Here is a 20,167-nt window from a genome sequence, read left to right on the forward strand (position 1 = left end):
CATCGACTGGGGGATGACGCCCACCGGCCATCCACCGACCGAGAAGGGCCTGCTCAGGCAGTGATGTCGAGCAGGGTATCCGTCATGTCCGCGGCCGTTCGTGCGACGGCGGCGGCTGCTGCGTGCGTTGCCTCGGCCCGTTTCACCGCCACCGCAGCCTGGATGATGTCCTGGCCCCGGACGGCATTGGCCACCATCTGGGACCCGGCGGCGCTGGCCTGGGACTGGGCGGCGATCATGCCGGTCACTGCGGTGTTGAAGGCAACGTTCATGACACGCAGACTATCGCGCGGTCGGCCGGAACGGCAGCGCTAACTGGCGACAGGGTTAAGGCATGGTTTCCAGGACGGGACGGGCGTCTGTCCCGGGGGATGCGCCGCATACCGTTCCCGCTATTGTCTTGCCGGGCTACGTGGGAGACAGTCGCAATCCATCAACGGCGAACGAAAGGTGCCTTATCCGTCATGACCACGTCTTCTTCCCCGACCCTCAAGGTTGAGTTCGATCTGTCCGATGCCGATCTCGACTTCTTCCGGGATCGCCTCGACAAGGCACGCGAGTCCCTGGGTGCGGCGGATGAGAGCCGGATCCTGTCCGGTGTTTCCGACATGCTGGACAAGGCCCGCGCCTCCAACCCGCCAGTGTTCGTCAAGCAGCGGCTCGACCAGCTTGGCCCGATGCTAGCGATGCTGGAAGACAAGGAATGGAAGCTGGAAGGCGAGGACCGCAAGAACGTACTCGACGCCCTGGCCTACTTCGCCGATCCGGATGATTTGATCCCCGACGCGACGCCGGTTCTTGGTTATGTCGACGATGCAATCATGATCGATCTTGTGGCCGCGAGCCTGACGGCAGAGCTGGAAGCCTATGCCGACTTCGTCGCCCACCGCGAGGATCTCAAGGCTGGCCAAGCCAAGGACCTCGCCCCGCTGGATGAGGCGCGCGACTTCATGCAGCAGCGCATGCGGCGCCGGCGGATGCGGGCCCGCGCGAGCGGCAGATGGCCCCACGCGACGACCATTCGTCACTATTTCTAGATTTGATGCCGAATTTGCCGGGGCGCGTACCGAGGGTGCGCGCCCCTTGGCTAGATGGCCCTGATCGCCGGCCGCCGCGTCTTCAGAAATTCGCCGACGCCGCGTGCGGCCTGGCGGATGCGCTGTTCGTTTTCCACCAGTGCCAGGCGGACATAGCCCTCGCCATGCTCGCCGAAGCCGATGCCGGGGGCGACGGCGACGCCGGCCTCCTTCATCAGCTGGATGGAAAATTCCAGCGATCCCATCTCCTCACACCCTTGCGGTAGCGGGGCCCAGGCGAACATCGAGGCCTCGGGCGCCGGGATGATCCAGCCGACCCGGCCGAAGCTTTCCACCAGAACGTCGCGCCGGTGCCTGTAAATGCGCCGGGTTTCCTCGACGCAGTCCTGCGGCCCGTCCAGCGCGGCACAGGCGGCAACCTGGACCGGCGTGTAGGCGCCATAGTCGAGATAGGATTTTACCCGGGCCAGGGCGCTGACGAGGCGCTCCGATCCCGCGGCGAAACCGACGCGGAAACCGGCCATGGAATAGGTCTTGGACATCGACGTGAACTCGATCGTCCGCTCCTTCGCGCCGGCCACCTGCAGCATGGACGGGCAGGGTTCGTCGCCGAAATAGATCTCGGCATAGGCCAGGTCGGACAGGATGAAGAGATCGTGCTTCTGCGCGAATTTCACCACATCCTTGTAGAAGTCCAGCGAGGCAGTCTGTGCCGTGGGGTTGGAGGGGAAACAGACCACGACGGCGATCGGGCTCGGGACCGAATGCCTCGCTGCATGCTCGAGCCCGCGGAGATAGTCTTCCGGCGAGGGGGCGTGCACATGCCGGATGGTGCCCCCGGCTATGAGGAAGCCGAAGGTATGGATGGGGTAGGAGGGCGATGGCGCCAGCACCACATCGCCCGGCGCCGTGATCGCCTGAGCGAGATTGGCAAAACCCTCCTTCGAACCCAGCGTAACGATGACTTCGGAGTCCGGATCCAGATCAACATCGAAACGGCGCTTGTAGTAGCGCGCCTGGGCCTTGCGCAGTCCGGCAATCCCGCGTGAGGCGGAATAACCATTGGTGCGCGCCTTGTCGGCGGTGTCCTTGAGCTTGTCCAGGATGTGCGGCGGTGTTGGCAGATCGGGATTGCCCATGCCGAAATCGATGATGTCGGCGCCGTCGGCCCGCAATTGCGCCTTCAGGCGATTGACTTCTTCGAAAACATAGGGCGGCAGGCGCTTTGTGCGGTGAAATTCCATTGCTTGATCCGGCATGCTCGAATTTTCTCCCACTAACGCACGGCTGCTGCGCCGCATCAAGAGGCTAGGGACAGGCCGGGGCCGGATTTCGCAGGATTGGTGGCCAGATTGGGGTTTTTGCGCTTGTCTTCCTGACATGCCGTGCAGAGGAAATCCTCGCCCATTGCCGCAACGCCCTCTAATCTCCCGTCAAAACTCGGGGAGAGACCATGTTCCAATCCATGATGACGCCGGTGCTGGCACTTGTCGCCTGGACGCTGGTGATGTGGCTGTGGATGTATGCCACGCGCATTCCGGCCATGCAGAAGGCCGGAATCGATGCCGGAAAAATTCAGGACCCGGCCGAGCTGAACTCATTGCCCATCGAGATCCGCCGCATCGGGCACAATTACAACCATCTGCACGAACAGCCGGTGATCTTCTATGCGCTGGCGATCTATTCCCATCTGGTCGGGGTGGCCGACGAGCTGAACATCATGCTGGCCTGGGCCTATGTAGGCCTGCGCATCCTGCATTCGCTCATCCAGGCCCTGTGGAACTTTGTTCCGGTGCGCTTCCTGGTCTTCGTCGCGGGGAGCCTGGTGCTGATCGCGATGACAGTGCGGAACGGGATCGCCTTGTTCTAGCGGATCAAGCACCTTTACCGGGAAGCGCGTAGCGCCATCCGGGGGCTCGGGTCCCCGATCGGAACCCTCCCACGGTCGGGAGACCGTGCGTCCCGGCGAAGGCGGGCGATCCGCCGCCACAGCAAAATCATCTTTTCCCTCGCTCTCACAGCCCCTAAACACTAGCCCCATGCACGCACCCGAAGCCCGACTCGCCCAGGTGATCGACCGGTTCGACCAGGTGGAAGCCCGCCTGGGGGCCGCGGCCGATCCCGATGAAATTGTCAAACTCTCGAAGGAGCATGCCGAGCTCAAGCCCGTGGCCGAGAAGGCGAACGAGCTCAAGGCTGCGCGCCAGGAACTTGAGGACCTGGCCGAGATGATGGAAAGCGGCGACGCCGAAATGGCGGACATGGCACGCGACGAATACTACCAGCTCAAGGAACGCCTGCCCGATCTCGAGCATGAAATGTCATTGCTGCTGCTGCCGAAGGATCGTGACGACAGCGCCAATGCCCTGATCGAGATCCGCGCCGGCACGGGCGGCGACGAGGCCGCCCTGTTCGCCGGCGATCTCTACGGCATGTATCAGCGCTATGCCCAGCTGCAGGGCTGGAGCTGGGAACTGGTCTCGGCGTCCGAGGGCGAACATGGCGGCTTCAAGGAAGTCATCGCCGCCGTGTCGGGCAACGGCGTGTTCGGACGGCTGAAATTCGAAAGCGGCGTACACCGGGTCCAGCGCGTGCCGGCGACGGAAAGCCAGGGGCGGATTCACACCTCGGCGGCCACGGTTGCCATCATGCCGCAGCCGGAGGATGTCGATATCGATCTCGACATGAACGAGGTCCGCGTCGATACGATGCGCGCTTCTGGTGCGGGCGGGCAGCACGTCAACAAGACCGACAGCGCGGTCCGCATGACCCATATTCCTACCGGGCTGGTCGTGGTCTGCCAGGAAAAGTCCCAGCACCAGAACCGGGCTCGGGCCGCCGAGTTGCTGAAGGCCAAGCTCTACGACATGCAGCGCGAGGCTGCCGCCGCTGAACGCGCGGCGGAACGCAAGGGGCAGATCGGATCCGGCGACCGGTCCGAGCGCATCCGCACCTATAATTATCCCCAGGGCCGCGTGTCCGATCACCGCATCAATCTCACCCTCTACAAGCTGGAGGACATTGTTGCCGGAGACGGGCTGGACGAAGTGATATCGGCCCTGATTGCGGAAGATCAGGCGGCCCGCCTGGCGGCGCTGGAAGACGCCTGAGCCGGTCATGTCCGGACCTTTCGACAAGCTGGTGAGCGAAGCCCGGGCCGAATTCGATGCTGCGGACAGCAAACCCCTTCGCGAAGCCTGGCAGGGGCTCGGTCTTGCGGATATCCGCCGCGACCTCGTGCGGCGCTTGGCCGAGGCCGGCATCGGCGAGGCCGAGGCGGAGACGCGCCATCTGCTGGCTCGTGTTCTTGCGCCCGATACGCTGGCGCAGGCCCTTGCCGATCCGGCCCTGGTCTCCTGGCAGCGCATCGCGCATCTGGCTGATCTGTCCTGGCTGCGCCTTCAGCGCAAGCCTCTCAGCCAGGTTCTGGGTTCGCAACCCTTCTGGACTCTCGATCTCAAGGTGACGTCCGATGTGCTGACCCCGCGGGCCGACACCGAAATCCTGGTGGAGGCCGTGCTGGCGCGTTGCGAAACGGACGAGGCCGTCCTCCTCGATCTGGGCACCGGATCCGGTGCGATACTGCTGGCCTTGCTCAGCGAGCGACTCGGCTGGAGCGGGCTGGGCGTCGAGCTGTCCGAAGCGGCACTCGCCGTGGCGCGGGACAACGCGATGCGTTGCCGTCTGGCGAATCGTGCCCGCTTCCTGCGAGGGCGTTGGAGCGAAGGGCTGGCCGGTGCGGCCTTCGATATCGTGGTGTCCAACCCGCCCTACATCGTTTCCAGTGTGCTGGCCGGACTGGACCCGGAAGTGCGCGACCACGAACCGGGCATCGCCCTGGATGGCGGCGGGGACGGGCTGGACGCTTATCGTGCGATCTTGGGCGACATGCGGCGAATCCTCAGACCCGGTGGGCTTTTCGCGCTGGAGATCGGCTACGACCAGGGCGCGACGGTATCGGCGCTTGCACGGTTGGCGGGTCTGGCGGAGATCGCTGTTGTCCCGGACCTGGCGGGCCATGACCGTGTGGTTATCGGATGCAACAGTTAAAAGGGCTTGGAATGCGCGCTTTGGCGGTCTAGGGTCGATCCCACGGCAGGTGGATCGCGCCAGTACGGGGGTCTCGCGCGGCCGGATGAGCCACCTGCCTTTATCCGGCCAATTCGACGATCAACGTGATTGAAGGCGCACAGGCTTGCACCTGCAAATGCACAGCAAAGCCAGATAGTTTGAATAGCATCGCTGTTAACCAGGGATAGGCGATATGAAGCGTCAACGCGGTCGAGGACGTAAGTCCGGAAACCCGGCAAACCGCAGCTATGAGAGCAATGGCCCGGAAGTGAAGATCCGCGGCAATGCCTCCCAGATTTACGACAAGTATCTGCAGCTGGCGCGCGATGCGTCGTCGGCAGGGGACCGGGTGCGCGCCGAAAACCTCTACCAGCACGCCGAACACTATTTCCGCATCATCCAGGCCAATCAGCCCAAGCGCGATCCGAACCAGGATGACAGCGACAATGCCGAAGCATCCGGCGATGACGAGGATTACGATCAGTCCTCCGACGACAACCAGTCCCCGGGCAATAGCGGGCAATCCCGCAATCGCCGGGGCCGGGGCCGTCAGCGCCAGCAACCGCAGCAGCAGTCCGGTCAGGACGATCCGCTGGGTGTGGTGACGCCGGAAGGTGAAGCATCCTCGGCCAATGGCGAGGACAAGTCCGACAGCTCGGGCGATAGCGAGGACGATGCGCCGCGCCGCCGGACCCGCCGGCCGCGCCGCACCAAGGCCGAGATCGCAGCCGACAAGGCTGCTGCGGAAGCCGCGCTGGAAAACGCCGGTTCCGGCTCGGATGATGGCGACCGTACAGGTGGTGGCGACGATTCCACCAGCGAAGCGGCCTAGTCAGCCGATCGGCTCCACCGGATCGCCCAGGGCGATCCGGCCGCTGGACTTTACGTCGAGATATAGGCCGCAATCGGTGTGGCCATAGTGTTCAAACAGGATTTTCGGCACGTCGATATCGCGTGTGCCGGTGGCCAGGTTGACGCTGGTGGCGGCGCAGCGGCCGATGCGCCGTTCGACCCGCAGGCGAACTTCGCCGATTCGGATATCCTGGCCGGTCCAACCGAATTCGGCCCAGGGCTCCAGGCCGTCGATCAGCACATTGCCGCGAAAGCGGACCGGGTCGAGCGGCTTACCCGCCGTTTCCGACAGGTCGCGAACCGAGGCGGCATTGATCAGCGAAATGTGCGGCTCGGGTATGTCGGTCATCGCCTGACCGGGCGCGTGGACGATGCGCAGACCGCCGCGAATGTCCTCGCCCAGCAGGTCGTTCAGCAGGTCGAATAGCGGCGGATGGGTTGCTGCGTCGTCGAGGATCACGCTCGTCTCGCGACCGTCGAGCGATACGGTGAACCGCCGGTCCAGCGTGCAGTAGCGGCAGCTCAGCCGGGCCAGCCCTGCCTGTCCGGCCAGCATCAGGAAATGCTTTTTCTTCACATGCGCCGGATGGGCCGGATCGAACGGACTTTGACCGTGCTCAATGGCGAAGGCGCGATCGTCTGGAAGAGTATGGCCCGCTTCAAGGTCAACTTCGGTCAGCCAGTCAGGGCCGAGACCTTTTACGGGAAAGCGGGCGATCGCGGTAAGCTGGGGCATGCGGGCTGAGTCGAACCGGTCTGGAGGGGCCAAATGTCGCGACTGAAACACTTGTGTGACATGCACGCCACACCTACATGCCAGTCGAAACGCGAACGCACCGTGCTTGAACAAGGCGGTGCGGCGCACCCTATCTCGCCTCAATCGGGAGATCGACATGGATTTTGAAAACTACACGGACCGGGCCCGGTCCATCGTCCAGGCTGCGCAAGGCCTGGCGCTGAAGTCGAACCACCAGCAATTTACCCCCGAACATGTTCTCAAGGCCCTGCTCGACGACGAGGCCGGGCTGGCTGCCAATCTCGTCGAGGCCGCCGGCGGGCGCGTACGCCAGGTCCAGGACGGGACCGACCAGGCGCTCGCCGGCCTGCCCAAGGTCGAGGGCGGTCAGGGCAAGCTCTATCTGGCGCCTGAAACCGCCAAACTGTTCGGGGCGGCCGAGGAGGCCGGAAAGAAGGCGGGCGACCAGTATGTCACCGCCGAACGGCTGCTGCAGGCGATTACCCTGACACCGGGCAACAAGGCGCATGACGTGCTGAAGGCAGCGGGCGTGACGCCGCAGGCGCTGAATACCGCGATCAACGATCTGCGTCAGGGCCGGACCGCCGACAGCCAGTCGGCCGAGGACAGCTACGAGGCGCTGAAGAAGTATGCCCGCGACCTCACCGAAGTGGCGCGCGGGGGCAAGCTGGATCCGGTGATCGGACGCGACGAGGAAATACGCCGCACCATCCAGGTACTCTCACGCCGGACCAAGAATAATCCGGTCCTCATCGGCGAACCCGGTGTCGGCAAGACCGCGATCGCGGAGGGCTTGGCCCTGCGCATCGTCAATGGCGATGTGCCGGAGAGCCTCAAGGACAAGCGCCTGCTGGCGCTGGATATGGGTGCGCTGATTGCCGGAGCGAAGTATCGCGGCGAGTTCGAGGAGCGCCTGAAGGCCGTGCTCAACGAGGTGACCTCGGCGGACGGTCAGATCATCCTCTTCATTGACGAGATGCACACCCTCGTTGGCGCCGGCAAGACGGACGGGGCGATGGATGCGTCCAACCTGCTCAAACCGGCCCTGGCGCGCGGCGAGCTGCACTGTGTCGGTGCGACCACGCTGAACGAATACCGCAAGCATGTCGAAAAGGACGCAGCCCTGGCACGGCGCTTCCAGCCGGTCTTCGTCGACGAGCCGAGCGTCGAGGACACGGTCTCCATCCTGCGGGGGTTGAAGGAAAAATACGAGGTGCACCATGGTGTGCGCATCGCCGACAGCGCTATCGTGGCGGCGGCCTCGCTGTCCAATCGCTACATCACCGACCGTTTCCTGCCGGACAAGGCCATCGACCTGATGGACGAGGCCGCCTCGCGTCTGCGCATGCAGGTCGATTCGAAGCCGGAGGAGCTTGACGAGATCGATCGCCGGGTGATCCAGCTGAAGATCGAGGCCGAGGCGCTGAAGAAGGAAAACGACGACGCATCGAAGGAGCGTCTCACGGGGTTGAACAAGGAACTGGCCGAGCTTGAAGGCCGGTCCGCTGAACTGACGGCCGCCTGGCGCGCGGAGAAGGAAAAGCTGGCCTCGGCGACGACGCTGAAGGAAGAGCTGGATCGCGCCCGCAACGAGCTGGTCGATGCGGAGCGCCGCGGCGATCTCGCCAGGGCCTCCGAGATCAAATATGGCCGCCTGCCGGAACTCGAGCGCAAGCTGGCCGAGGCAGAAGCCGAAGGCGATGGCGCCGACGGACAGATGGTGCAGGAAGTCGTCGACGACGAGCAGATCGCCCATGTCGTCTCGCGCTGGACCGGTGTGCCCGTCGACAAGATGCTCGAAGGCGAGCGCGACAAGCTCTTGCGCATGGAAGATGCGCTGCACAATCGCGTCGTTGGCCAGGAAGCTGCGCTCAACGCCGTATCGGATGCCGTGCGCCGCGCGCGGGCCGGCCTGAAGGATCCAGCGCGCCCGATCGGTTCCTTCCTTTTCCTCGGCCCTACCGGCGTCGGCAAGACCGAGCTGACCAAGGCGCTCGCCGAATTCCTGTTCGACGATGAGGGGGCGGTCACGCGCATGGACATGTCGGAATACATGGAGAAACACTCCGTCGCCCGCATGATCGGCGCGCCGCCGGGCTATGTCGGGTACGAGGAGGGCGGCGCCCTCACTGAAGCCGTGCGCCGGCGGCCCTACCAGGTCGTGCTGCTGGACGAGATCGAGAAGGCGCATCCAGATGTGTTCAACGTGCTGCTGCAGGTGCTCGACGACGGCCGTTTGACGGACGGCCAGGGACGCACGGTGGATTTCCGCAACACGATCATCATCATGACGTCAAACCTGGGTGCCGAATTCCTGCAGCAGGTCTCCGACGCGGAAGAGGCACGCGACCAGGTGATGAATGCCGTGCGCGGGCATTTCCGTCCCGAATTCCTCAATCGGGTCGACGAGATCATCCTGTTCCGCAAGCTGGCGCAGGAGCATATGGGTGCCATCGTGGACATCCAGATCCAGCGGCTGGCCAGGCTGCTGGAAGACCGCCGCATGACGGTCGAACTGGACGGCACGGCCCGCGAATGGCTGGCGGCCAAGGGGTACGATCCGGCCTACGGCGCCCGTCCGCTCAAGCGCGTTATCCAGAAGGAGCTGCAGGACCCGTTGGCCAGGCTGCTGCTGGAAGGCGGGATCAAGGACGGCGACACGATCCAGGTCTCGACCGAGGCCGGCGTGCTGACGGTCAACGGCGTCGCCATCGGCCAGCGTGCACCGCTGCATGCGGTAGTGAACTGAGCGAAAGGGCGGGGGGGGGCTCCGTCTGGAGCGCCCCCGCCCGGTCTAGACGGCGATGGTGAGATGCGGTCGGCCGTTTGACGTGCGGGCCGCCGAAATTCCGTTGCGATCGACCATTGCGTTGATGCGCTTGCGCCAGGCGGAAAAGCTCCCGAATGTCACCACATCGACCGCTTCGTCGAGGTCGAGCGTTACGCGATAGTGTGTTCCGTCGCCGAGCCGTGCCAGTCCGATGATCCTGCCGGTAAAGGCTTGTCCGAGATAGCGTCCGGACACGTGCGCATCCAGGGCCAGCGGGTTTGCGGGGCGATTGCCGCAGGCGGCGTGCAGCGTGTTCCAGTCGCGATAGCCGTATTGGTGCGCGACCAGTTCCAGTGCTTCCGAGTGAGCGATGAAATTGCCTTCCGCCTCGAGTGATCTGCGCAGGCGTTTTGCCTGAGCTTTCAATGCATCGAGCCCGGGAAGGGGAGTGGGGTTCGTCATATCGTCCTCATGCCGTATCGCATGCGGGTATCGGATGGGGCTCGCACTGCCATCGCGCCGCATGGGAAAGGTCATGGGGCATCTGGATGTGTCGGGGAGATTTCACCAAGGCTTGCGCCCGCGAGCGGCAGGCATCTCCCGTGCCTTCATGCCGTGTAGCCCGGGCTGTGTAAGCGGTCAATCGGCAGGCAAGTCCGGCACGGCGTGCCGCAATGCCCGGTCCAGCGCGGCCCGGTCGTCGCCGTCGAGCGCATCGAGCAGGGCGCTGATGCGCCGCCTGAGCGCCTCATAGGTCGCTTCGAACGCGGCGCGGCACTCGGCGGGGTCTTCGATATAGGCCGGGTCCGGCAGGCCCCAATGGGCCTTGACCGGAGCGCCGGGCCAGACCGGGCACGCTTCGGCGGCGGCGTTGTCGCAGACGGTGATGACGGCGTCGATCACCGGCACCCCGTCGGCTGCAAACTCGTCCCAGCTTTTCGAACGCAGACCGGTTGTGTCGTGACCGTGCGCCCTGAGCGTTTTCAGCGCAACCGGGTGCGGCTGGCCCTTGGGCCGGGAACCGGCGGAAAAGCCGCGCAGGCGGCCCTTGCCCAGATCGGTAAACAGGACTTCGCCCAATATGGATCGGGCGGAATTGCCGGTACACAGTACAAGAATATTGAGCATGGAGCGCCTCGCGTCAGGCGCCAAGAGCTAGCGCAGCCCCATGCTTATTTCAACAATTGTTGAATCAATTCGGGCCTATTGCGCCCCGTTTCCGGCGTCGGCCATCATGGGCTGGTCCGTGTCTGCGGCCGGCCGGGCGGCGTCGCGGATCGCCAGGATGCGGTCCCGTTCGGCCTCGAAGAGCGGAATTTCGTCGGCATTCAGCTGGCGGCCCGTCGGCAGATCCAGCGTCATCGGGTTCACCGGCGTGCCATTGTGATGGACTTCATAATGCAGGTGCGGTCCCGTCGACCGGCCGGTCGTGCCGACATAGGCGATCACCTGGCCCTGGGACACGCGCGATCCGGCCCGGATGCCGCGGGCGAAACCGTTCAGGTGCGCATAGGCAGTCTGATAGCCGTTGGCGTGGCGAATGCGGACGTAATTGCCAAAACTGCCATAACGGTTGGCCCGTTCCACGACGCCATTGCCGGCTGCAAAAACCGGCGTACCGCGCGGAGCGGCGAAGTCGGTGCCGTTGTGGCGGCGTGTATAGCCCAGGATAGGATGACGGCGGGCGCGCGAGAAATGCGAAGACAGGCGCGCGCCGTTGATCGGTGTCAGCATGAGCAGCCGTTGGGCGCTGGCGCCGTCGGCGCTGTAATAGCCGATAATGCCGTCCGGCGTTTCGAAGCGGAAAAATTCCTTCGGTTCGCCGCGGCCTTCATAACGTGCGTAGAGGATGTCGCCGGTCCGGGCGGTCTCGCCCTCCTCATCGACAAAACGCTCGAAGACGATGTCGAATTCATCGCCCGGCTGGATCGAGCGCTGGAAGTCGATGGCGTAGGCCAGCACTCCCGCCAGTTCCACGACCACACGGTCGGTGGCGCCGGCATTGAGGGCATCGACATAGAGCGATGTGGTGATGTCGCCTGTCGCGCGCACCATTTCCCGGTCGAACTGGGCGATTGTCTCGCGGGCGCGGTATTCGTCGTTCCAGGTCCGCGCCACCGTGATCGAACGCTCCACGTCGGGACGGAAGGACAGGCCGTTCAGCCGCACATCCGCCTCGGCTTCACCGTTGTCCGGAAGCGGTTCGACATAAAGCCGGATGCGTTCGCCGGCCCGCAGATAGCGAAGGTCGTAGACGGTATTCAGTGCGGAGACGGCGCGCGCGGCCTCGACCCGGTCGATACCGGCATCGTCCAGAAGGCCGGCGAGCGTTCCTCCGCGGGGCACTTCGCGTTCGACCTGGATCGTGGTCGTGCAGCGCGTGCAGTCGGTGAAGGCAGCGTCGTTGAGGGCGACCGGGTCCAGGGCCGTGACCGGTGTCATGCCGGGCGGCGCGGCCGCGATGTCCCGGTGTGCGACACTGCCCATCTCCACGGACAAGAGATCGGTATCGATGAGCGGCGCGTCGAGCACGCCGGCTGTTTCGATGGTGGCGGCATCGCTCTGCGGCTCACGGCCCGTCATCAGGGCGATCAGGAGCAGAGCGGACAGGCTCAGGCTGGCCACGGCCACTAGGCCGCGGGTGCGATGGGCATCGGCGCGGGATACGTCAAATCCGGACATGTCGGTGTCCATACTCCGGTCAGCGTTGAATGACACGTGGTTCACACGGTATGTCTAGCAAAACTCGCACCGTCCGGCCCGGATCATGTCCAGACCGCGCGGTTTGAGTGCCCCCTCCAACCGGGGCCGAATCATGTCTTGGACCGATCCGGTTGCCAAGTCCTTTCCGCGCGTGGGACAAATCGCGTGCTGCGAAAACGCGCGAGACACGAAAAGAATCGTGTATCCATAACACCATGCTTGATGAATTTCCTTCCGAACTCACCGCCGAACAGCTGGCAGCCCTGCTCTGCGCCCGGCTGTGTCACGACCTTGTCAGCCCCGTGTCTGCGCTGGGGGCAGCGCTCAGCGTTCTGGACGACGACGAGTCGGTTGAGATGCATGAGGATGCCATGGGCCTGGTCCGCGAAAGCGCACGCCAGTCCCAGGCAAAGCTGGAGTTTTCGCGGCTCGCCTTCGGTGCGGGCGGCTCGGCACCGGGCGTGCTCGACACACGCGAACTGCATCGGCTGACGAAAAACATGTATCAGGCCTACAAGCCCGAAATAGTCTGGAAGGTCGAGGCGGCGGGCCTGGAAAAGGCGGCGGCCCGCCTTCTGCTCAATCTGTGTACGCTGGGGGTCGATGCGGCGCCGCGTGGTGGCACGGTGACGGTCGAGGCGACCAGTTCGGCCGGAGGAGCGCGGCTGCGTGTGGTCACCGAGGGGCCGCGGGCCCGGCTGGAACAGGGTACCGCCCTGGCTCTGGAGGGCCAGGCGCCGGAACACGGTTTCGACGGCCGCTCCATCCAGCCCTATTATACGGCCCTCATTGCCCGGGGTGCCGGAGGGCGTGTGAGCGCGCATGCCGACGGGGAGCGCGTCGAATTTCAGGCCCTCGTAAAGCCGCCGGAAGGCATGATCGGATGATGCCTGTTCCCGGTCATATCGTATTCCAAGACCCCGTGGTGCGGCCAACAGTCCGTTAACCAAGGCCTGTCACGGTGCGGTGGAATCAAGACCGTACGGGGCATGCCATGGATGATCTCATCAGCGAGTTTTTGACGGAAACGGCCGAGAGCCTGGATGTCATCGACACGGAGCTGGTGCGCTTCGAGAACAATCCCGACGACCGGGCCATTCTCGATAACATTTTCCGCCTCCTGCACACCGTCAAAGGTACGTGCGGCTTTCTCGGATTGCCGCGCCTCGAAGCCGTCGCGCACGCCGGCGAGACCCTGCTGGGAAAATTCCGCGATGGCGAACTGACCGTCAGCCCGCCGATGGTCACGCTCGTGCTTCAGGCGATCGACCAGATCAAGGTGCTGCTTGAAGCGCTTGAAGCGACAGGACAGGAACCGGCCGGCGAAGACGCCGAACTGATCGCGCGCCTGGAAGATGCGGCGATGGGCAGGCTGGAAGATACGGCCGACGAGGCGGAGGCGGCTACTCCGGAAAACTGGGACAATGATCTCGGCCGCGAACTGCGCCCGGGCGAGGTTTCGCTTGCCGATCTTGAAGCGGCTTTCCAGAACGCCGATGTCGATGCGGATAGTGACCCTGCCGCCCAGGAAACGCCCGCGGCTGCCGAGGTCGAGCATCTCGGCGCTGGCGATTTCGATCCGGAACTGGGCCGCGAGCTGCGCCCTGGCGAGGTATCCGCTGCCGAGCTCGAAGCCGCCTTCATGAGTGCCGAGGTCGATCCGGCCAATGACCCCAATGCCGGCAAGGAAAGCCTGATCACGGCCGACATGAGCAAGGAAGAGGCCCTGCAGACGGCCGTGGCCCAGCTCAAGGGTAGTGAAGATGCCGGCGCTGGCGAAGGCGGACCGCGCGTTCAGCAGACTGTTCGTGTTACCGTGGATGTGCTCGAAGGCCTGATGACCACTGTGTCGGAACTCGTTCTGACGCGGAACCAGCTGATGCAGACCATCCGCGGGATGGAAGATGACGAGCTGAAAGGCCCGCTGCAGCGCCTGTCCGCCGTGACCGGCGAATTGCAGGACGGCGTCATGAAGACGCGAATGCAGCCGATCGGCGATGCCTGGCGCAAGCTGCCGCGGATCGTTCGCGATGTGTCCACCGATCTTGGCAAAAAGATCGAACTGGTCATGGAGGGCCAGGACACCGAACTCGACCGCCAGGTCCTCGAATTGATCAAGGACCCGCTCACGCACATGGTGCGCAACTCCGCCGACCACGGTCTGGAGACGCCGGCCGAGCGGGCCAAGGCGGGCAAGCCGGAAAAGGGCACAATCAAGCTTGCCGCCTATCATGAAGGCGGTCACATCATCATTTCCATTGCCGATGACGGCAAAGGTCTCGACACCCGGCGCATCGGCGAAAAGGCTCTGGAGAAGGGCCTGACCACGCACGAAGAGCTGGAGCGGATGACGGATGCGCAGATCCACCGTTTCATCTTCTCCGCCGGGTTCTCGACGGCTGCCAAGGTGACCAATCTGTCAGGCCGCGGCGTCGGCATGGACGTGGTGCGCACCAATATCGAGCAAATCGGCGGCGTCATCGACGTATCCTCGACGACAGGCCGGGGTTCGCATTTCTCGATCAAGATTCCGCTTACGCTCGCCATCGTTTCGGCCCTGATCGTGGGCTGTGACGAACAGCGCTTCGCCATTCCCCAACTCGCCGTCCGCGAACTGGTCCGCGTCGGTGCCGGATCGGAGCATACGGTGGAGAAACTCCACGGTGCCCGCGTCATGCGCCTTCGCGACCGGCTGATGCCGATCGTCGACCTGCATGACGTGCTCGGCGTTGGAGAAGCCTATGGCGGAGGCGAAGACGAAGCTGCCTTCGTGGTGGTGCTCGATGCCGGCGGCCGCAATGTCGGCCTTGTCGTGGACAATGTCCTCGATACCGAGGAAATCGTGGTGAAGCCGCTCTCGGAATCCCTGCGCAATGTATCGGCCTACTCCGGAGCCACCATTCTGGGCGACGGTTCGGTGATCATGATTCTCGATCCGAACGGCCTGGCCGGAGAGATCGTCTCGGCACTGGAAGAAGATGCTGCCTACGATCTGTCGAGCGCCACCGTGACCGAACTGGATCAGCAGACGCAGCGCCTGCTCCTCGTGCGAGCCGGCGGCGAGGAACCCAAGGCGGTCCCGCTCGCCCTGGTCACACGTCTGGAGGAGTTCGATCCGGCGACGATCGAAACGACGAATGGTCGCCAGGTTGTGCAGTATCGTGGCCGCCTGATGCCGATCGTACCGCTGAGCTCGGAAATCCGCAGTGTGGAAGGCCAGCGCCAGCCGGTTCTGGTCTTCGCCGAAAACCATACCGCCATCGGCCTCGCGGTCGACCAGATCGTCGATGTGGTGGAAGAGCGTGTCGATCTGCAGATGTCTTCGGACAAGCAGGGCGTTATTGGCTCCGCCATCATCAAGGGCAAGGCGACCGACGTCGTCGATATCGCCTGGTATCTCGACCAGTCGCGCGCTGGCGACATTCAGCGCCGCTCGACCTCGCGCCGCCGCAAGGTGCTGCTGGTCGACGCCGACGCGTTTGCGCGCCGCATGATCGCACCGCTGCTGGCGGCTGCGGGCTATGACGTGACTCCGGCTGGCGGATTGCATGAGGTGAAGGTGATTGCTGAAGCTGGCGAGACCTTCGATGCGCTGGTCGGCGACCCCGGCGGCATCGACCGGATCCGTAAGGAAGGCTTCTGGCCCGATCTTCCGGCGCTCGGTGTTACAGACTGGCCGGACGATACGCCGGCCGACGGTCTGACGGCAGTACTGCCCCGCTCCGACCGCGGCGCGCTGATTGCCGCCCTCGACCAGTTTTCCCATGAGGAGAAAGTGGCATGACCACGCATCACCACAGCGACAGTTCCGAACTCAGCGCCGAAGCGATGAACGAGTATGTGTCGGTGCGCATCGGTGATCAGCTCTTCGGGGCTCCGGTCGACCAGATCCGCGAGGTCTTTGCGCCGCAATCGGTCACGCATGTGCCTCTGGCCCCCGACGAGGTCGCCGGGCTTTTGAACCTGCGCGGCCGTATCGTTACGGCCATCGACGCGCGCCGCCGCCTCGGTCTCACTCCGCGTGAGAAGACCGAGACGGGCATGGCGCTAGGCGTCGAGCGCGGGAACGAAATATTCGGACTTATCGTGGACAGTGTCGGCGAGGTGCTTCGTCGTCCGAGGGCGGAGCTGGAACCGGTTCCCGCCCATGTCGACGCCCGCTGGCGGTCCATGGTCAAGGGTGTGCACCGGCTGGAAAAGGAACTGCTCGCCGTGCTCGATGTGTCAGCCGTCATTGGAACGGCGGCCCGCAAGAACGAAGCGGCTTAAGCTAGGGGTGAAAGGTATGAAAACCTGTCTCGTCGTGGACGACTCCCGGGTGATCCGGAAGGTCGCACGAAAAATTCTCGAAGAGCTCGACTTCAACTGTGTTGAGGCGGCGGACGGGTCCGAAGCCCTGGAGGCGTGCCGCAAGCAGATGCCTGACGCGGTTCTGCTGGACTGGAACATGCCGGTGATGAACGGGCTCGACTTCGTCAAGGCGCTGCGCCGCGAAGAAGGCGGCGACAAGCCGGTGGTGGTGTTCTGCACGACCGAGAACGACATGGCGCACATCACCGAAGCGCTTCGCGCCGGTGCCGACGAATACGTCATGAAACCGTTCGACGGTGACATTATCGAATCGAAGTTCCAGCAGACCGGATTGCTGCGCGCCTCTTAAGGGAGTTTCCCATGCCGGAACTCGCCAAAAGCGGCGCTCCCGCAAGCTCTATCGCCAAAGTTCTCGTTATCGACGACAGCGCCGTGGCGCGCGGTCTGATGACACGCTGGGTCGACGAAGATCCGGATCTCACCCTGGTCGGAGCCGCTGTCGACGGCGAACAGGGCCTGAAAAAGGCCGAGGAATACAAGCCCGACCTGATCGTGCTTGACGTGGAAATGCCCAAGATGGACGGCCTCGCCGCGCTACCGCTTCTGTTGAAGACGGTGCCGGGTGCGAAGGTCGTGATGGCGTCGACACTGACCCGCCGTGGCGGTGAAGTGACGATCCGGGCCTTGTCGATGGGGGCTGCCGACTATGCGCCCAAACCCCAGGCCGGCCGCCTGGCGGGCGCCGAGGAGTTTCGGCGCGATCTGCTGACCAAGCTGAAGGCACTCGCGCCGCGGCCGATCCCGCCAGTTCCTACAGCCGAGGATGTGCCGGCCCCGCCGGCACCTGTTGCCCGCACTTCCGTGCCGCCGGCCGCCCCGCCGGCCCCGGCCAGGAAGGCGCACGCGCCGGTCGCCCAGCCTCCGGCATCGCGCGGCGTAACGCAAAAGCATATCTGCCGGCCCGAGATTATCGCTGTTGGCTCGTCGACGGGAGGCCCTCAGGCTCTGCGCGACGTCGTTGCGGCCTTCCCGACGGATCTGCGTGCGCCGATCGTGATTGCCCAGCATATGCCGGCGCTGTTCACCAAGATCCTGGCGGAACATCTCTCCAAAGCCTGTTCGCTTCGTTGCAAGGAGGCCGAGGATGGCGAACGCCTGGGCGGTGGTGCGATCTATATCGCGCCGGGGGATTTTCATCTCACGGTGCGCAAGGATGCGGCGGGATTTTACGCGGTGCTCGACCAGACACCTCCCGTAAATTTCTGCCGCCCTGCCGTCGACCCGCTGTTCCAGTCTGTCAGCGAGGCGACTGGCGGCAAGGCGCTCGGCGTCATCCTGACGGGTATGGGCCATGATGGCCGCGAGGGTGCAAGGTTCCTGCGCAATGCCGGTGGCACCATCCTCGCCCAGGACGAGGCAACGAGCGTCGTCTGGGGCATGCCCGGCGCGGTCGCCGAAGCGGGCCTGGCGGATGAAATACTGCCCCTGGCCAAGATCGGCGCCGGCATCGTCCAGTGCGCGAAAAACGGAATGTGAGCATGATCAAGACCGAGGACATCCAATATGTGGCCGCCGAAGCGTACAAGCGCTCCGGTCTCGTTCTGTCGACCGACAAGGGTTACCTGCTGGAGAGCCGTCTGGCCCCTCTGGCCCGGGCGGAAGGCTTCCCCTCGATCGAGGGCCTGATCGCGGCGGCCCGTCGCGAGAGCGCCGACCGGCTTCTGTGGGCGATCACCGAGGCACTGGCCACGCACGAGACCTTCTTCTTTCGCGATAGTACGCCATTCGACCTGTTCAAGCAGGAAATCCTGCCCGTGCTGTCGCGCGCCCGCGGCAATAGTGGCACGATCCGCATCTGGTGTGCGGCCTGTTCGTCCGGTCAGGAACCCTATTCCCTGGCCATGATCCTGGACGAGGAGCGCGCGCGCCTGGGCAATCTGCGCTTCGAGATCATTGCCACCGACATGGCGCCGCGTGTCCTGGAAAAAGCCAAGGCCGGTGTCTACTCGCAATTCGAAGTGCAGCGCGGCCTTCCGATCCAGCGCCTGGTGCAGCATTTCGACCAGAATGGCGACCAGTGGCGGGTGAAGTCGAACCTGCGTTCGATGGTGACGTTTCAGAAGCAGAACCTGCTCGACAATTTCAACGGGATGGGCACGTTTGACGTCATCTTCTGCCGCAATGTGCTGATCTATTTCGACGCGGACACCAAGAAGCGCGTGCTGACACGCCTGGCGGCGCAGACGGCGACCGACGGGTATCTCGTGATGGGAGCTGCGGAGACCGTCGTCGGCCTGTCGCAGGATTATGCGCCGGTGGAAGGCCGGCGGGGGCTTTATGGCCGGTCCGGTGTCGCGAAGTCGCAGGCGGCCTGATCGCTCATTTCGCAGCCAGACCATGAAAACCCCCTGCCAGCGGCGGGGGGTTTTTCTGTGTCCGCAGGGGGCGGCGCACGAAAAAACCCGGGCCAAGGCCCGGGTTTTCTCAGGTCGAGATGTGAGGCCGGATCAGGACGCGGCTTTCTCTTCCACCGGGTCGCGTAGCACATAGCCACGTCCCCAGACCGTCTCGATGTGGTGTTCCCCCTGTGTGGCGGCCGCGAGCTTCTTGCGGAGCTTGCAGATGAAGACGTCGATGATCTTCAGCTCCGGCTCGTCCATGCCGCCATAGAGGTGGTTGAGGAACATTTCCTTGGTGAGTGTCGTGCCCTTGCGCAGGGAGAGCAGCTCGAGCATCTGGTATTCCTTGCCGGTCAGGTGCACGCGCTGGCCTTCGACCTCGACCGTCTTGGCGTCGAGATTCACGGCGATCGAACCGGTGCGGATGATCGACTGGGAATGGCCCTTGGAGCGGCGGACGATGGCGTGGATGCGCGCGATCATCTCGTCCTTGTGGAAGGGCTTGGTCATATAGTCGTCGGCGCCACAGCCCAGGCCGCGCACCTTGTTGTCGATGTCGGCATTGCCGGTCAGGATCAGGATCGGCGTGTCGATCTTCGACATGCGCAGCGTCTTGAGGACGTCGAAGCCCGGCATGTCCGGCAGGTTCAGGTCGAGCAGGATGATGTCGTAATCATACAGCTTGCCCAGATCCACGCCTTCTTCGCCCAGATCGGTTGTGTAGATGTTGAAGCCGTCCGACTTCAGCATGAGTTCGATGGACTGGGCCGTCGCCCGATCGTCCTCAATAAGAAGAACCCGCATTGGTTCGCCTCCGGTTTTCGCTTACCGGACGAATCAGTGCCGTCCGGCCTCACCTCGTGATTAACCTTATTTGGACGCTAGGCGGAAACCCTTAACGAAAGTTAACTGCGGCTTGACCTCGTTTTGGAATCGTCAATCTCGCCGATTCTTCGCAACACGCTTGAATTGAAAATCGTGTTGACCATTCAGGGGTTAGTGCGTGCGGAAATACCCGAACGTCCGAAAAACTCTGTGGATTGATCAAATATAACACGCATAAAGTATAGCCTGCCAGACGTGCCCAAAGCGCGCTGAATCAACGAAAATCAGGCCGCCGGCGAAGCCGCGGTCGCGAAAATTCTTTTCCACATCTGAATTTTGCACTCGCAGGACACGAATCGGGAATCGGTTCCGGACCCTTACGGAAATCACCGCGTCGCCAGCGTGCAAAAAATGCCGGGTGTTTACACCAAGGCAACCGGCT

General features: G+C 63.8%; 19 protein-coding genes. 12 read left to right on the top strand and 7 right to left on the bottom strand.

Features of this window, described 5'->3' with window-relative positions:
* Positions 1 to 53: 53 nt before the first annotated feature.
* On the bottom strand, positions 54 to 272 hold the full coding sequence (locus Q1U94_RS03485) for a hypothetical protein (RefSeq protein WP_300541976.1): 219 nt from the start codon (positions 270 to 272) through the stop codon (positions 54 to 56).
* Positions 273 to 464: 192 nt separating this feature from the next.
* Between Q1U94_RS03485 and Q1U94_RS03490 the strand changes: the two genes are divergently transcribed.
* A complete protein-coding gene (locus tag Q1U94_RS03490; protein ID WP_300541978.1) occupies positions 465 to 1,037 on the top strand; it encodes a YkvA family protein in 573 nt (190 codons plus the stop codon).
* 50 nt (positions 1,038 to 1,087) lie between these two features.
* Here Q1U94_RS03490 and Q1U94_RS03495 read toward each other — a convergent pair whose 3' ends face one another.
* Positions 1,088 to 2,296, bottom strand: a complete 1,209-nt coding sequence (locus Q1U94_RS03495) for an LL-diaminopimelate aminotransferase (protein WP_300541979.1) — start codon at positions 2,294 to 2,296, stop codon at positions 1,088 to 1,090.
* A gap of 194 nt (positions 2,297 to 2,490) precedes the next feature.
* Between Q1U94_RS03495 and Q1U94_RS03500 the strand changes: the two genes are divergently transcribed.
* From Q1U94_RS03500 to Q1U94_RS03515, 4 genes are all read left to right on the top strand, one after another.
* Positions 2,491 to 2,907, top strand: coding sequence for an MAPEG family protein (locus Q1U94_RS03500; RefSeq protein ID WP_300541981.1), 417 nt, complete (start codon positions 2,491 to 2,493; stop codon positions 2,905 to 2,907).
* 169 nt (positions 2,908 to 3,076) lie between these two features.
* On the top strand, positions 3,077 to 4,147 hold the full coding sequence (prfA, locus tag Q1U94_RS03505; protein WP_300541983.1) for a peptide chain release factor 1: 1,071 nt from the start codon (positions 3,077 to 3,079) through the stop codon (positions 4,145 to 4,147).
* Between the two features lie 7 nt (positions 4,148 to 4,154).
* Positions 4,155 to 5,087 carry a peptide chain release factor N(5)-glutamine methyltransferase gene (prmC, locus tag Q1U94_RS03510; protein WP_300541985.1) on the top strand — a complete coding sequence of 311 codons (933 nt, stop codon included), beginning with the start codon at positions 4,155 to 4,157 and terminating at the stop codon, positions 5,085 to 5,087.
* A 214-nt stretch (positions 5,088 to 5,301) separates the two neighbouring features.
* Positions 5,302 to 5,940 carry a DUF4167 domain-containing protein gene (locus Q1U94_RS03515; protein ID WP_300541987.1) on the top strand — a complete coding sequence of 213 codons (639 nt, stop codon included), beginning with the start codon at positions 5,302 to 5,304 and terminating at the stop codon, positions 5,938 to 5,940.
* On the opposite strand, the gene Q1U94_RS03520 is transcribed toward Q1U94_RS03515, so the two are convergent.
* Complete coding sequence (locus Q1U94_RS03520) at positions 5,941 to 6,696, bottom strand: MOSC domain-containing protein (protein WP_300541989.1); 756 nt, start codon at positions 6,694 to 6,696, stop codon at positions 5,941 to 5,943.
* A 157-nt stretch (positions 6,697 to 6,853) separates the two neighbouring features.
* On the opposite strand from Q1U94_RS03520, the gene clpB reads away from it, so the two are divergent.
* Entirely contained in the window at positions 6,854 to 9,466 is a 2,613-nt protein-coding gene (clpB, locus tag Q1U94_RS03525; RefSeq protein WP_300541991.1) for an ATP-dependent chaperone ClpB, read from the top strand.
* 45 nt (positions 9,467 to 9,511) lie between these two features.
* Here clpB and Q1U94_RS03530 read toward each other — a convergent pair whose 3' ends face one another.
* The 3 genes from Q1U94_RS03530 to Q1U94_RS03540 all read right to left on the bottom strand — a co-directional run bounded on the left by Q1U94_RS03530 (position 9,512) and on the right by Q1U94_RS03540 (position 12,169).
* Positions 9,512 to 9,949, bottom strand: a complete 438-nt coding sequence (locus tag Q1U94_RS03530) for a glyoxalase superfamily protein (protein ID WP_366917251.1) — start codon at positions 9,947 to 9,949, stop codon at positions 9,512 to 9,514.
* A 177-nt stretch (positions 9,950 to 10,126) separates the two neighbouring features.
* Positions 10,127 to 10,615: an arsenate reductase ArsC gene (locus Q1U94_RS03535; RefSeq protein WP_300541995.1), complete on the bottom strand. Its 489-nt coding sequence runs from the start codon at positions 10,613 to 10,615 to the stop codon at positions 10,127 to 10,129.
* Between the two features lie 75 nt (positions 10,616 to 10,690).
* Positions 10,691 to 12,169, bottom strand: a complete 1,479-nt coding sequence (locus tag Q1U94_RS03540; protein ID WP_300541998.1) for a M23 family metallopeptidase — start codon at positions 12,167 to 12,169, stop codon at positions 10,691 to 10,693.
* A 236-nt stretch (positions 12,170 to 12,405) separates the two neighbouring features.
* Here Q1U94_RS03540 and chpT point away from each other — a divergent pair, with 236 nt between their 5' ends.
* The 6 genes from chpT (at position 12,406) to Q1U94_RS03570 (ending at position 18,876) form a co-directional block, all read left to right on the top strand.
* Positions 12,406 to 13,077: a histidine phosphotransferase ChpT gene (gene chpT, locus Q1U94_RS03545; protein ID WP_300542000.1), complete on the top strand. Its 672-nt coding sequence runs from the start codon at positions 12,406 to 12,408 to the stop codon at positions 13,075 to 13,077.
* 107 nt (positions 13,078 to 13,184) lie between these two features.
* Positions 13,185 to 15,974: a chemotaxis protein CheW gene (locus Q1U94_RS03550; protein WP_300542002.1), complete on the top strand. Its 2,790-nt coding sequence runs from the start codon at positions 13,185 to 13,187 to the stop codon at positions 15,972 to 15,974.
* Positions 15,971 to 16,459, top strand: a complete 489-nt coding sequence (locus Q1U94_RS03555) for a chemotaxis protein CheW (protein ID WP_300542004.1) — start codon at positions 15,971 to 15,973, stop codon at positions 16,457 to 16,459. Before Q1U94_RS03550 ends, Q1U94_RS03555 begins: the two co-directional genes overlap by 4 nt.
* A gap of 16 nt (positions 16,460 to 16,475) precedes the next feature.
* Entirely contained in the window at positions 16,476 to 16,850 is a 375-nt protein-coding gene (locus tag Q1U94_RS03560) for a response regulator (RefSeq protein ID WP_300542006.1), read from the top strand.
* Between the two features lie 11 nt (positions 16,851 to 16,861).
* Entirely contained in the window at positions 16,862 to 18,037 is a 1,176-nt protein-coding gene (locus Q1U94_RS03565) for a chemotaxis response regulator protein-glutamate methylesterase (RefSeq protein ID WP_300542009.1), read from the top strand.
* Between the two features lie 2 nt (positions 18,038 to 18,039).
* Positions 18,040 to 18,876 (top strand): protein-glutamate O-methyltransferase CheR, encoded by an 837-nt coding sequence (locus tag Q1U94_RS03570; RefSeq protein ID WP_300542011.1) that lies wholly within the window; start codon positions 18,040 to 18,042, stop codon positions 18,874 to 18,876.
* Between the two features lie 132 nt (positions 18,877 to 19,008).
* Here the strand turns inward: Q1U94_RS03570 and ctrA are convergent, their stop codons facing one another.
* Positions 19,009 to 19,704: a response regulator transcription factor CtrA gene (gene ctrA, locus Q1U94_RS03575; RefSeq protein ID WP_300542013.1), complete on the bottom strand. Its 696-nt coding sequence runs from the start codon at positions 19,702 to 19,704 to the stop codon at positions 19,009 to 19,011.
* Positions 19,705 to 20,167: the final 463 nt, after the last annotated feature.

This window comes from Maricaulis sp. (assembly GCF_030149515.1).
Classification (GTDB): Bacteria; Pseudomonadota; Alphaproteobacteria; order Caulobacterales; family Maricaulaceae; genus Maricaulis.